General features: G+C 67.6%; 10 protein-coding genes and 1 tRNA gene. 6 read left to right on the forward strand and 5 right to left on the reverse strand.

What is annotated here, in order from left to right; genetic code table 11:
* Window positions 1–4: 4 nt before the first annotated feature.
* Window positions 5–694, forward strand: coding sequence for an MnmC family methyltransferase (locus tag HNR60_RS03075; protein WP_184254166.1), 690 nt, complete (start codon window positions 5–7; stop codon window positions 692–694).
* Between the two features lie 77 nt (window positions 695–771).
* Window positions 772–1,464, forward strand: a complete 693-nt coding sequence (gene aat / locus HNR60_RS03080) for a leucyl/phenylalanyl-tRNA--protein transferase (protein WP_184254168.1) — start codon at window positions 772–774, stop codon at window positions 1,462–1,464.
* A gap of 189 nt (window positions 1,465–1,653) precedes the next feature.
* Here aat and HNR60_RS03085 read toward each other — a convergent pair whose 3' ends face one another.
* The 3 genes from HNR60_RS03085 to HNR60_RS03095 form a co-directional block, all read right to left on the reverse strand.
* The gene (locus tag HNR60_RS03085) at window positions 1,654–2,568 is read right to left on the reverse strand and encodes a DUF2155 domain-containing protein (RefSeq protein ID WP_184254170.1); all 915 of its coding nucleotides are present in this window, start codon (window positions 2,566–2,568) and stop codon (window positions 1,654–1,656) included.
* Window positions 2,569–2,760: 192 nt separating this feature from the next.
* Complete coding sequence (locus tag HNR60_RS03090) at window positions 2,761–3,180, reverse strand: BA14K family protein (protein ID WP_184254172.1); 420 nt, start codon at window positions 3,178–3,180, stop codon at window positions 2,761–2,763.
* 116 nt (window positions 3,181–3,296) lie between these two features.
* Window positions 3,297–5,765, reverse strand: a complete 2,469-nt coding sequence (locus HNR60_RS03095) for a GAF domain-containing hybrid sensor histidine kinase/response regulator (RefSeq protein WP_347339295.1) — start codon at window positions 5,763–5,765, stop codon at window positions 3,297–3,299.
* Window positions 5,766–5,962: 197 nt separating this feature from the next.
* On the opposite strand from HNR60_RS03095, the gene HNR60_RS03100 reads away from it, so the two are divergent.
* Window positions 5,963–6,673: a DJ-1/PfpI family protein gene (locus HNR60_RS03100; protein WP_184254174.1), complete on the forward strand. Its 711-nt coding sequence runs from the start codon at window positions 5,963–5,965 to the stop codon at window positions 6,671–6,673.
* Here HNR60_RS03100 and HNR60_RS03105 read toward each other — a convergent pair.
* A complete protein-coding gene (locus HNR60_RS03105) occupies window positions 6,664–7,074 on the reverse strand; it encodes an NADH:ubiquinone oxidoreductase subunit NDUFA12 (RefSeq protein ID WP_184254176.1) in 411 nt (136 codons plus the stop codon). The genes HNR60_RS03100 and HNR60_RS03105 overlap by 10 nt on opposite strands.
* Before the next feature lie 219 nt (window positions 7,075–7,293).
* On the opposite strand from HNR60_RS03105, the gene HNR60_RS03110 reads away from it, so the two are divergent.
* Together HNR60_RS03110 and HNR60_RS03115 are read left to right on the forward strand one after the other, a co-directional pair.
* Window positions 7,294–7,887 carry a BA14K family protein gene (locus HNR60_RS03110; RefSeq protein WP_184254178.1) on the forward strand — a complete coding sequence of 198 codons (594 nt, stop codon included), beginning with the start codon at window positions 7,294–7,296 and terminating at the stop codon, window positions 7,885–7,887.
* A 224-nt stretch (window positions 7,888–8,111) separates the two neighbouring features.
* Window positions 8,112–10,361: a lytic transglycosylase domain-containing protein gene (locus HNR60_RS03115; RefSeq protein WP_184254180.1), complete on the forward strand. Its 2,250-nt coding sequence runs from the start codon at window positions 8,112–8,114 to the stop codon at window positions 10,359–10,361.
* A gap of 254 nt (window positions 10,362–10,615) precedes the next feature.
* On the opposite strand, the gene HNR60_RS03120 is transcribed toward HNR60_RS03115, so the two are convergent.
* On the reverse strand, window positions 10,616–12,148 hold the full coding sequence (locus tag HNR60_RS03120) for a porin (protein ID WP_184254182.1): 1,533 nt from the start codon (window positions 12,146–12,148) through the stop codon (window positions 10,616–10,618).
* A 630-nt stretch (window positions 12,149–12,778) separates the two neighbouring features.
* Here HNR60_RS03120 and HNR60_RS03125 point away from each other — a divergent pair.
* Window positions 12,779–12,872 (forward strand) — tRNA-Ser (locus HNR60_RS03125).
* The last annotated feature ends 210 nt before the right edge of the window (window positions 12,873–13,082 follow it).

Below are 13,082 nucleotides of genomic sequence, written 5' to 3' on the forward strand. Positions count from 1 at the left end.
CCCCGTGATTCCCTGGTCCTTGCTCGATACCACGTTGATCCCCGGCGGCGGCGAATTGCGGTTGCTGCGGCGCGGCGACGAATTCTCGATCCGGCTCGGCGGCAACGAGCTGATGAACAGCCGGCTCGGCGGCTCCGAGGAAGCGTTGGCGACGCTGGCCTTCGCCCGCCTGACGGATCGCGCGACGGCACCGACCAGCGGACCGCGGATTCTGATCGGCGGGCTCGGCATGGGGTTCACGCTGCGCGCAGCCCTCGCCGCACTCGGCCCCGACGCCGCGATCGAGGTCGCCGAGCTGGTGCCGGCAGTGGTCGCCTGGGCACGCACCGAGATGGCGCCGGTGTTCGGCGACAGCATGGCGGACAACCGGCTCACTATCATCGCAGGCGACGTCGGCGAAGCGATCCGCGCCGGCAAGGCGCGCTACGACGCCATCCTGCTCGATGTCGACAACGGCCCCGACGGGCTGTCGCGCACCGCCAACGACGCCTTGTACGACGCGGTCGGGCTGCGCGCCGCGTGTCAGGCGTTGCGCCAAGGCGGCGTGCTGGCGGTGTGGTCGTCGGGACCGGATGCGGCGTTCACCCGCCGGCTGCGGCAGGCCGGATTTGCGGTCGACCAAGTTCCGGTGCGGGCGATGGGCAAGCGCGGCGGCGCGCGACACCTGATCTGGATCGCAGTGCGCGGGAGTTAGAACGCGTAGCTGCTGCAGCGCACGCGTCTGATGTGCGAAATCATCGCCGCAGCCGCCGCGCCCTGCTATGATCGCGCATGACCGGCCGCGACTCTGCCTCGTCCGACATCACCCCCGAAGTGCTGCTGCGCGCCTACGCCTGCGGCATCTTTCCGATGGCCGAGAGCATCGACGACCCGACGCTGTTCTGGGTCGAGCCGGAGCGCCGCGGCATCATTCCGCTCGACGGCTTCAAGGTGGCGTCAAGGCTGGCGCGCACGGTGCGCTCGGACACCTTCACCGTCAGCGTCGACCGCGCCTTCGCCGAGGTGATCGACGGCTGCGCCGCGCCGCAGCCCGGCCGCGAGGACACCTGGATCAACCGGCGGATCCGCGAGCTCTATATCGGACTGCACCAGCTCGGCCATTGCCACAGCGTCGAGGTCTGGCAGGATCGCGAGCTGGTCGGCGGGCTGTACGGCGTCAATCTCGGCCGCGCGTTCTTCGGCGAGAGCATGTTCCACCGCGCCCGCGACGCCTCCAAGGTGGCGCTGGTGCATCTGGTGGCGCGGCTGATCGAAGGCGGCTTCGTGCTGCTGGATACCCAGTTCGTCACCGAGCATCTGCGCTCGTTCGGCGCCACCGAAGTGCCGCGCCGGCGCTACCGGGCGATGCTCGACGTGGCGATCACCGGCGAGGCGGATTTCGCCCGGCTGCCGACGGCGCAGCCGGTTGCGGGTGCCGAGGCGCTGGCGATCATCGCGCGGCGCGACGGCCTGGCGCGCGGGTGAGGATGGGTTTTCCCAACGCTCAAACTCGTTCGGCGTCATCCTGATGAGCCCGGCGAAGCGCGTCGCGCGAAGCCGGGCGTCTCGAAGGATGGGCTGCGAGGCCTGTGGCCGCATCCTTCGAGGCTCGCCGAAGACGGCTCAGGATGACGACTCAGAGTGCTATCGACCCTTGGGCTACTGACCCTTGGTCTACTGCCGGTACGCCGGCAGCGGGTTGTAGGGAAACACCTGCGGCTGCTGCACCGGCCGCGGACGCGGCGCGGCGCGTTTTTGCGCCGGCTGGGCGGGCGCCGGCTTGGCCTCGGGCTGCGCCGCCACCACCGTCGTCTCCGGGCCTTTGCAGTCGTGCAGCCAGATATCGTAGATCGGGTGCTCGACGCCGTGCAGGCCGGGGCTCGCCGCGAACATCCAGCCGGAGAAGATCCGCTTCACCTCCCCCTGCAGCGTGATCTCGTCGACCTCGACGAAGGCGTCGGTGTTGGCGGCCTCGGTGGCCGGCCTGGTGTAGCAGGCGTCGGTCTTCACCCGCAGCGCGCCGAACTGCACGGTCTCGCCGATGTCGGCGTCGAAATTGATGATCCGGCCGGTGATCTTGTCGAGCCCGGAGAAGCTCGCCTTCTTGTTGACGATCTTCTGCGCCGGCGGCTCGGTGACCACCTCGTCGCCGGGCTGCAGCGTCGCCGGCGACGGCGGCGCGGTCTTCGGCGCGGGGCGTTGACCTGGCAGCGGATTGGCGGCCGGCGGCGCCGCGGCGACACCCGGCTGCGGCGCGGCAGGCGGCACGGCGGCGGTGCCGCTCGGGTTCTGCGGAATGATGGTGGTGCCGGGCGGCGGCGGCAACGGCTGCGACTGCACCGCACCGGGCGGCGGCGCGCCCTGCCCCGGCAGCGGCCGGTTCGGCGTCGGCAACAGCCGGCCCTGCTGCGGCAGGTCGGGAACCTCTTCCTCTTCGTCGTAAGGCCCGCCACGCGGCACATTGCCGGGCGGCCGCGGCGGCGGATCGGAGAAGATGGTGCCGATCTGCGCCTGCGCCGGCGGCGCCACCGCGATCAGCGGGGCGACCAACAACGCTGCAAGACCAGCCATGCCAAAGGTTCGAAACATTTTCGCGCGGCTCTAATCGACGAATCGGGCTCGCGACATTGTACAGCCAAGGACGTGTACCGAAGGGCCGCTCGCGGGGCTTTCGGTTAACACGGCGAATACGGCGGGGAAAGGGCGAGCCGCGCTGCGCGCGTCGGCCGAGCCCGAGAATTCACCTCTCCCCGATGGGGAGAGGTGCTGGACGATATGGCCTTACGGGCAGGAGTGGCGCTGTCCGTCATAACCCAGATAGGTGCCGGACCCCGGATCATACGACTTGAAGCGCTGCGAGCAGTACGCCTCGGCGTTGCCGTCAACGGCCTGCGCCTGGCTGCTGGCGATCGCGCCGCCGATGATCGCGCCGGCCGCAAGGCCGCCGAGGGCGGCGCCGGCGCCGTAGCCATAGCCGCGGTGGCCGTAACCGTAGCCGCGGTGGCCATAGCCGTAACGCGGGCCGCCGCGCCAACCACCGCCGCGGTGATAGCCGCCGCGGTACTGCACGCTCTGCACATCAGAGGCGGCGGCGCCGCTCAGCTGATTGGGCACCATCGGCGCCGCCGAGGCCGGCGCTACACTCGCGAACGACGTCGCGCCAACCACCATCGCTGCGGCCAACCATTTGGAATATTGCATCAAAAGCTCCTCTCATCGGTGCGGTAACTGGGTCTCCAACCGGCACGAGCGGCCGGCGTTCCGCCAGATGACGAGAGTTTAATTTTTTGCGGCAGATCGCCGCGCAGCCTTGCGCGTCACTTCTCCAGCACCTCGCGGATCTTCTCCGCGAGCTGATCGAGCGTGAACGGCTTGCCGATCAGTTGCACGCCCGGATCGACCACGCCGTTATGCACCACGGCGTTGCGGGTGTAGCCGGTGGTGTACAGCACCTTCAGTTCCGGCCGTCGACGACAGGCCTCGTCGGCGAGTTGCCGGCCGTTGCGGTCGGGCATGATGATGTCGGTGAACAGCAGCGCGATGTCGGGGTGGGCGTCGAGCAGCGCCAGCGCCGCCTGCGCGCCGTCGGCCTCGATCACCCGATAGCCCAGCGTGCCCAGCGCCTCGAGGCTGAACTGCCGCATCGCCGGCTCGTCTTCGACCACCAGGATCAACTCACCGAACGTCCCTGCCGCGCCGGCGTCCGCCACCGCGCGCGACGGCGGATCGTCGCCGCCATTGAACATCCGCGGCAGATAGATCTTCACCGTGGTGCCCTGCCCGGGCTCGGAATAGATTTTGACGTGACCGCTGGACTGCTTGATGAAGCCGTAGACTTGGCTGAGGCCGAGCCCGGTGCCGCGGCCGACCTCCTTGGTGGTGAAGAACGGATCGAACGCCCGCGCCATCACCTCCGGCGCCATGCCGCGGCCGGTGTCGGTGATGGCGATCATCACGTACTGGCCGGCGCAGACGCCGAAATTCGCCAGCGCATAGGCGTCGTCGAGATGCGCGTTCTGGGTCTCGATGGTCAGCCGGCCACCGCCGTCCATGGCGTCGCGGGCGTTGACGGCAAGGTTGAGCAGCGCGCTGACCAGCTGGTTGGGATCGGCGTGCACCCGCCACAGCCCGCCAGCCAGCACGGTCTCAAGCCGCACATCGCCGCCGATCGAATGCCGCAACAGCTCCGAGGTTTCGGCGACCAGCCGGTTGGCATCCAGCGTTTCCGGCTTCAGCGGCTGCTGCCGCGAGAACGCCAACAGCCGCTGGGTCAGCGCCGCGGAGCGCTTGGCGCCGTCCATCGCGGCGTCGATGTAGCGCCGCACCGCCGGGTTGGGGTCGTTGATCTTGCGATCCAGCAACTCCAGCGAACCGATAACAACCGCCAGCATATTGTTGAAATCATGCGCAATTCCGCCGGTGAGCTGGCCGATCGCCTCCATCTTCTGGGACTGCCGCAGCTGCGCTTCGGTGGCCAGCAGGGCGGCGGCCTGCGCCTTCTCGGCGGTGATGTCGCGGCCGTAGGCATAGATCAGATGGTCCTCCAGGCTGGTGTTCCAGGAGATCCACACCACCTCGCCGGCCTTGCTGAGGTAGCGAATTTCGAACGCTGTCAGGTCGACCGCCTGATTGACCGTCTCCAGGCCGGCCTCCGCGGCCGGCAAGTCATCGGGGTGGATGAAATGCCGGAAGCTGCGGCCGACCACCTCGTCGGCGGCATATCCGAGAATCCGGGTCCAGGACGGGCTGACCGACTGGAAGCAGCCGTCGGAGTCCACCACCACCAAGAGGTCGCGCGAATTGACCCAGATCCGGTCGGCGCGGCGGCGCTCCGACGTCAAGGCCTCGACGTTGGACAGCGCGCCGGAAATCTGCCCGGCCAACAGCTGCGCGAAGCCGACGATATCCGAATCGTGCGGGCGGTACGGGTTGAGACCGAGAACCAGCGCGCCGAAATCCCGGGAGCCTTGCGCGATCGGCAGCACCAGCGCGTCGCAAGGCGGCCGGTCCCAGGCGCCGAACGGCAGCGCCACATCCAACGCCGCCAGCGACACCCGCCGGGCGCTGGCGCCGCCTTCGAACCCGCGCAGCGGCCAATCCACCGCCAGCAGCGGCGCGGCGTCGCCGCTGCACGGCTGACCGCGCCAGCCGCCGACGTGGTCGCGCAGATAGATCAGGCCGAACGGAAAATCCTTGCGATTGAGCGTCAGCGCCGCGTGGAGTTCGGCCACCACCTGGTCGGCGGAGCGGATGCCGAGCAGGCCGTCGGCCAACGCCCGCAAGGTGTTGAGCCGACGCTCGCTGATCACCCGCTCGGTCTCTTCGGTGACCACGCACATCAGCCCCTCGGTGAGGCCGCTGTCGCCGCGCAGCGGACTGTACGAGAAGGTGTGGTAGGTCTCTTCCGGGTAGCCGTTGCGCTCCAGCAGCAGCATTAGCGCCTTGTCCCAGGTCGCGACGCCGTCCACCATCACCGAGCGGATGCGGTCCTTGACGGCGTCGAACACCTCGCGCCAGACCTCGCGCATCGGCCGGCCCAGCGCCGCCGGATGCTTGATGCCGAGCGTCGGCACATAGGCGTCGTTGTAAAAGAACGCGAGATCCGGACCCCAGCCCAGCCACATCTCGAACCGCGAGGCCAGCATCATGCGCAGCGGGATCTTGAGGCCCTGCGGCCATGTCTGCGGCGGGCCGAGCGGCGTCGCGGACCAGTCGTGGCTGCGCATCAACTGGCTGAGTTTGCTGTCGCCGGGGAAAATCTCGTCGAGAATGTGCGGTGACGTCAAACGGCGCTTCCATCCATCATCGGCTTAGTGAGTTTCTTGCTTCGTCCCTCATAGCAGAGCGCCGTCGCGCCGCCCAGTCGTTGCGCCACGGCGGTTCTCCGCGGGGCTGGAAATGCCGACGCAGCAGTGTCAGTCTAACGAGCGCCGCCTGATTGCAGTCCGACCGCCCCGATATCGTTCGCCGAGGAGTCCACACCATGCCAGCCGAAGCCTTGCAGATCGGTCTGTTGCTGTTTCCGAACCTCACCCAGCTCGACCTCACCGGCCCGCTGCAGGTGTTTTCGCGGATCCCTGGCGCGACGGTGCATCTGGTCGCCAAAACGCTTGCGCCGGTGCCGAGCGACACCGTGCTGGCGCTGCTGCCGACCACAACCTTTGCGCAATGCCCGCAGCTCGACGTGATCTGCGTGCCCGGCGGCGCCGGAACCGACGAATTGCTCGGCGACGACGAGACGCTGGAATTCTTGCGCGGCCAGGCGGCCGGCGCGCGCTTCGTCACCTCGGTGTGTACCGGCTCGCTGGTGCTCGGCGCGGCGGGACTCTTGCGCGGCTATCGGGCGACGTCGCATTGGTCGGCGATCAAGCATCTCGCGGCGTTGGGCGCGATCCCGACCGAGACGCGGGTGTGCATCGATCGCGATCGCATCACCGGCGGCGGGGTCACCGCGGGAATCGATTTCGCACTCACCTTGGCGTCGATCCTGGCCGATCGCACCACGGCGGAAGCGATCCAGCTGATATTGGAATACAATCCGGCGCCGCCGTTCGACGCCGGCTCGCCGGCCTCTGCGCCGCCCGCGGTGGTGGCGATGTTGGATCAGCGCCTGGTGGCCGCGCGGCAACGCCGCGCCGATGCGGTCAGCCGCGCCGCGGCGCGGCTCGAGGCCGCAGCGTCCGCTCAGGCCTGAGGAGTCCAGGGCTGGTAATCGCCGGTCGCCTTGGGGCGGCGACCGCTGGCCAGTGTCGAGCCCGACGGCCGATACGCGGCGGGGGTGCCGGTCAGGTTCGGCTGATGCGGCTTCTGCCATTCCCGCGCCGTGTAGGTCTCGGCGGTCGGCGGAACGTCGACGGTGTGATGCAGCCAGCCGTGCCAGGCCGCCGGCACCGTGGTGGGGTCGGCGTAGCCGTTATAAAGCACCCAGCGCCGCTCGAAGCCCAGCGAGGCGTCGATCGCGCCGTTCTTGGTGCGGAAATAGCGATTGCCGCCCTCATCGGTGCCGACCAGCTCGCCGAACCGCCAGGTCCACAGCTGCGTGCCGAACGTGTAGCCCGACCACCAGGTAAAAAACCGAAGCAGAAACAGTTTCATAGCGCGCTTCCGTGTGACCGCCGAAACACCCTGATGCCACCGGTTGGCAGCAATGTCCAGTCCGCCGCGCAATCTGCGCCGGCCGCGACCGGATGGCAAATCCAGCGTCTCATTCATGCCGCGTACACTTACGTGAGCGCACATTGCCGTAGGCACGAAAAACGCCAGGAACGTACCGCGCCCATGGGGGTTGAACGTTCCCGTATTCAGGAGCCGACCATGAGTAGTTTGAAGATTTTGAGTTCTGCCGCCTTCGCGGCCATGCTGGCGATCTCGCTGCCGGTGATCGGGGCGACGGAAGGTTACGCCCAGGGACCGGCGATGGGCCCTGGAGGCGGTGGCGGCGGCGGAGCACGCGGCGGCGGTGGGCCGGCGTTCGGCGGCGGCGGTGGCGGCCCCCGCATGGGCGGTGGCGGTGGCGGTCCCCGTTTTGGCGGCGGCGGTGGCGGCGGCCCGCGCTTCGGTGCGGGTGGTGGCGGTCCGCGCTTCGGCGGCGGTGGCGGCCCCGGCCCGCGCTTCGGTGGTGGCGGCCCGCGCTACGGCGGCGGCTACGGTTATCATCGTGGACACCGCGGCTGGGGCGGCGGCGGATTCTATCCGGGCCTCGCGGCCGGAGCCTTGATCGGTGGCGCGATCGCGGCGCCCTACGCCTACGGCGCGGACCCGTACTACTATGACGAGGAACCGACCGTGGAGATCGTGCCCGATGTTGGCGGTGACAGCGTCGCCTATTGCACGCAGCGCTATCGCTCCTACGATCCCGCGTCGGGAACCTATCTTGGCTATGACGGCTTGCGGCATCCCTGCCCGTAACCGCATCGCCCAAGACGATTAGCAGGAGCGGCGCAATCACTTGCGCCGCTCTTTTGTTGTTGATCAGGAACTTGAAGCTGCGGGCTCGACAGCGATTTCGGCAAATAACAACACGGAACCGCCTGGGCGCATTGCCGCACCTGCGGCAGAAAAACCTTCGGTTCAACAATTTGGGCGTATTCTCGGTGGATAACAGCCGACGAATCGATTCAGGACCGCTCCGATTGCATGATCTTGCCTCACGCACGGCCGGGCGACTGGCCACCTCGTCGCTCACGTTGCGAAGTTCCACCGCGGCGCTGGCGCTGCTGATTGGACTCGGCGCGCCGCTCGACGGCTTCGCTGCGGCCGAGGTTCCGGTGCCCAAGCCGCGGCCGATCGCCCGCGGCGTGGCGCCGAAAGCCGCACCGCCCTCGCTGTCGCACGCCCCGGTCCGAGGCTCGCGGCCGGTTGCGGCCGCGCCAAAGCGGGCGCTCGACGCAGCGACCCGCCAGCACGCGACGCTGCCGACCAAGCCTGAGCGCAAACCGATGGCGCCGGCCGCGATGGCCGCGACGTCGAGCACGCCGCAGGGCGATATCGCGGCGGTCGAGAACGTCATCGAACTGATCCGCAACCGCAAGCCGGGCGACGCCACGGAACTGGCCGCGGGGATTTCCGATCAGGTCGCGCGAAAACTCGCCGAATGGCTGATCCTGCGCAGCGACGACAACGGCGCTACCGTCGAGCGCTACCGCGCCTTTCTCGACGCCAATCCGAGCTGGCCGTCACAGACCTTCCTGCGCCGCCGCGCCGAAGCCGCGCTGTGGGACGACCGCCGCGACGACTCGACCGTGCTCGGCTACTTCCAGAACGAGACGCCGCTCTCGGCGAAAGGCCGGCTGTCGCTGGCGCGGGCGCTGCTGGCGCGCGGCGACCGCCGCGAGGCCGAGCGGCTGGTGCGCGAAGCCTGGCGCGGCGATTCGATGACCGCCGACACCGAGGCCGCGGTGCTCGATCAGTTCGGCCCGCTGCTCAGCGGCGGCGATCACAAGGCGCGGATGGACTATCTGCTGTACGGCAGTGACAGCGACGCGGCGCTGCGCGCCGCCAAGCGGCTCGGCGCCGCGCATCTCGCGCTGGCCAAGGCCCGGCTCGGCGTCAACCGCAAGGCGTCGAACAGCAAGGCGCTGCTCGACGCGGTGCCGGACGAACTGCACAGCGACCCCGGCTACCTGTTCGCCAAGATCCAGTATCTGCGCCGCGAGGAACGCTTCGCCGAGGCGGCGCAGCTGATGCTGGCCGCGCCGCGCGATCCCGGCCGGCTGTACAATCTCAACGAATGGTGGGTGGAGCGCCGGCTGCTGACGCGCAAGATGCTCGACGTCGGCGAGCACCGCACCGCCTATCTGATCGCCCGCGACGCCGCGCTGCCGTCGCGCGACATCTACAAGACCGAGCAGGAATTCACCGCCGGCTGGATCGCGCTGCGGTTTCTCAAGGACCCGGCCACCGCCTCGCAGCACTTCGCCCGGATCGGCGTCGGCAGCGTCAACCCGACCGCGCTGGCCCGCGCCGGCTATTGGCAGGGCCGCGCCGCCGAAGCCGCCGGCCGCAGCCAGGAGGCGCGCGCCGCCTACGCCGCGGCGGCCGAGCAATCCACCAGCTATTACGGCCAATTGGCGCGCGCCAAGCTCGGGCTGCCGCAGATCGAGCTGAACGGCGCGCCGGCCAGCCGCACCCGCGGCGTCGAGCGGCTGGAAATTGTTCGCGCGGTGGCCTTGCTCTATGCGCTCGACGAGCGCGACATCGCGATCCCGATCTTCGGTGACATCGGCGAAAACGGTGATCCCGACGCGCTGGTCGGCCTTGCCGAACTGGCGTCGCGCAGCGGCGACGCCCGCGGCATGTTGCTGCTCGGCAAGGCGGCGCTGAATCGCGGCCTGCCGTTCGAGCACTACGCCTACCCGGTCAACGGCATCCCGCCGTTCAAATCGATCGGGCCGGAGGTCGACCGCGCCGTGGTCTATGCGATCGCCCGCCAGGAAAGCGCGTTCAACCCCGCGGTGGTGTCGCCGGCCAACGCCTACGGCCTGATGCAGGTGACGCCGGACGCCGCCAGATATGTCTGCAAGAAGTACGGCGCGAGCTTCGATCTCGCCCGGCTGAAAAACGATTCGGTTTATAACGCCGCGCTCGGCGCCGCCGAACTCGGCGGCCTGCTCGACGACTATCGCGGCTCCTACATCATGACTTTTGCCGGCTATAATGCCGGGCGCGGCAGCGTGCGGAAATGGATCGAGCGCTACGGCGATCCGCGCGATCCGCAGGTCGATGCGGTCGACTGGGTCGAGCAGATCCCGTTCGCCGAGACCCGCAACTACGTGCAGCGGATCATGGAGAACCTGCAGGTCTACCGCGCCCGGTTCGGCGGCGGCTCGCGGCTGCAGATCGAGGCCGACCTGCATCGCGGCGCCAGCGCCAGCGTCGAATAGGGTTTTTCCCGCCCGGCCGGCGAAGCCGCGCCGCGCGGCCGCCGCGGATGGTGCCCCGGCGGCACCGTCACCCTGCCTGAAAGCCCACGAATTGCCCGGCTCGCGGAGCCGATGCAGGCCGGCGTTATGCCGGCGCAGCGTGCGGCCCGGAAAATCAGCACCTTACGCAAGGAAAAACCCCCGGCGGTGTCCGCCGGGGGTTCGAGATCAAATCCGATTAGATCAAATCCGATGCGTCCTTGCGAACGATCCGATCAGAAGTTGCGCTGAATGCGGATGTTGCCGCTCCAGGTGTCCTGGTCCTTCAGCTCGTAGATGCCGATCGGCTTGGTGCCGACCGCAGCCGGAACCGCGACGACGCCGGAGTTCTTCTGGTCGAGATAGGTGTACATCACTTCGCCCGACAGGGTCAGGTTCTTGACCGGAGTCCAGCGGGTGACGACACCGACCTGCGCGATGTTGAAGTCCGGATTGCAGACCGCGGGGGCAAGACCAGCCAGCGCGCTCGCGGCGCCCAAGGCAGACGCGCCGAGCCCGGTACAGATCAGGTTCGAGGCGGTGCCGTTGTAGTCGATCGAGGTGTAGGCCCCGAACAGCGACGACGACCAGTACGGGCTCCAGTTGTGGTTGAACGCACCACGGACGCCCCACAGCGAGGTCTTCTCGATGCTGGTGCCGTTCGCAAAGACGCCGTCCGAGGACGACCCGAAGAAGAGGCTCTGGTAGGCGCCGGGGATCCCGCTGTTGCCGTAAGCAGCGAAGCTGTTTCCGGACACGCCGCCGAGCACGTAACGGGCGGCGCCGTTGGAGTAGCCGGCCGACACGTTGATGCTGTCGCCGGGGCCGGTCGGAATGTTCTTGAGCGACAAGGCAACCTGCACCGCATAGCCCCAGGTATCGCTCGGATGGCCGGTGGTTTCGTTGGCCGGGTTGTAGTAGCTGGCGCGAACCTGGTGCGCCGCGGCCGACAATTGGAACAGGCCCCAGGCCTGGTCGACGCGCAGCTGACCGACGATGTCGGGGATCTGCGTGCCGGCGTAGGAGTTGGTGCCGGGAACGCCCTGAACCAACGCCACAGCCGCTGCCCCGCCGATAGCCGCAGGGGTTGCGCCGGTGAAGCCGGTGCCGGAGGTGTTGTAAAGGCCGGGCTGCAGGTAGCCGTAGGGGTCTTCCAACGAGATCGCGGCCGAGATGCCGTTGCCGAACTGTGCGGTGTAGGCAATCTGGTTGATGCCGGTGACGTCGTCGTAGCCGCCGAGCAGGTAGGAGGTGTTGTTGCCCGGATAGCCCGACCACGGCGCGTCGAACTGCGAGACCGCCTTACCGAAGGTGAAGCCGGCGAACTGCACGAAGGCGTAGTACACGCCGAGACCGCCGACCGGATCGGTGCCGGCGACTTGGCCGGTGCCGGTGGTCCAGTTGAACACGGCGTCGAAGTAGGTGCGGACCACGCCGTATTCGGTCGCGGTGCGGGTGTCGATGTTGAGATCCTGGCGGGAGCGGAAGACGTAGTCGTTCTTCAGGCGGTTGCCCTGACCGGCGTTGCCGTCCCAGTTCGGACGGTCATAGGCGCCCGAGGTGTTGATCGAGACGTCGGCGCGCAGATAGCCGCCGATCTTGATGCAGGTGTCGGTGCCGGGGATGTAGTAGAAGCCCGCGCCGTACAGCGAGCAGACCTTCACGTATTCGACCGCCTTGGCCTTCAACGGAAGATCAGCGGCCTGGGCGCCACTCATCGCGACCAGGGCCGCCGCCGAGCCGAGAACAAGGCTCTTAACCATCTTCATGTAAACCTCCAAGTTGCTCTATTGGGGAAGGTTCCTGATCCGCTGGTGCGAAGCACCCGAAGGTTGGTTCCTGATCCCATGACACACCGCCCAGCCGTTCGCGTCTTCGGACACACCCGCTCAACGCGAGGGACTAAAGCGAACCACCTAACGGGACGACCTCGGGATGCCCCCCTCCGTCGCAGCTACGACAATTGCTCAACACTGCTCTGCGCGCAACAATGGACCGGCTCAGAACGGAACAACTCTGTTTGTTTTTGATCATGTGTTGCACAAATAACACGCAGATCGCCCACGCAATCATCACTACGCCATTGGTTTAACTAGACTTTTTCAAACGGCCCGCGACCGGTTCCGCAACTGTGCTTTGCCGGTGACGCGCCGCAACGTCGCAGCCGCTGTCAAGAAATCGTCGAATCGGCAACATCTGGCGGCGTCGCAGCGGGGGGATCGACCGCGCTGGCGGCAGCCGACGCGCCAAAAGAACGGGTCGCGGGCAGCCCGTGCCGGAGCGGCGGCCGCGGGAGCTGTGCGAAAACCGCCCATTGGCGTCAAACGCGCGGCGAAGAAGTAAAAAATGCGCAATTGGCCGCTTGCGGCCCGCCACCGCGTCAGGCATATCGACCGCACGGAGATGTGGCCGAGTGGCTGAAGGCGGCGGTTTGCTAAACCGTTATAGGGTTGTAAAGCCCTATCGAGGGTTCGAATCCCTCCGTCTCCGCCAAAACACTATTTCAGCATACTCCATTTAATCCCAAATTCTGATATAAACCGCTGTAATGACAGCCGTTTCCCAAGAGTTGGCGTGCCACTCCGCTCCAGCGTGTCTCGCCAGATCTCACGCCTAAGTGTATGTAAAGGTGTATGTAGCTCCAAGGTGCCGGATTATGGCGCGGGGATTTGGAAAACTGAGCGTCAAGACGGTCGAGCATTT

It is taken from the genome of Rhodopseudomonas rhenobacensis (assembly GCF_014203125.1).
In the GTDB taxonomy this organism is placed as follows: Bacteria; Pseudomonadota; Alphaproteobacteria; order Rhizobiales; family Xanthobacteraceae; genus Rhodopseudomonas_A; species Rhodopseudomonas_A rhenobacensis.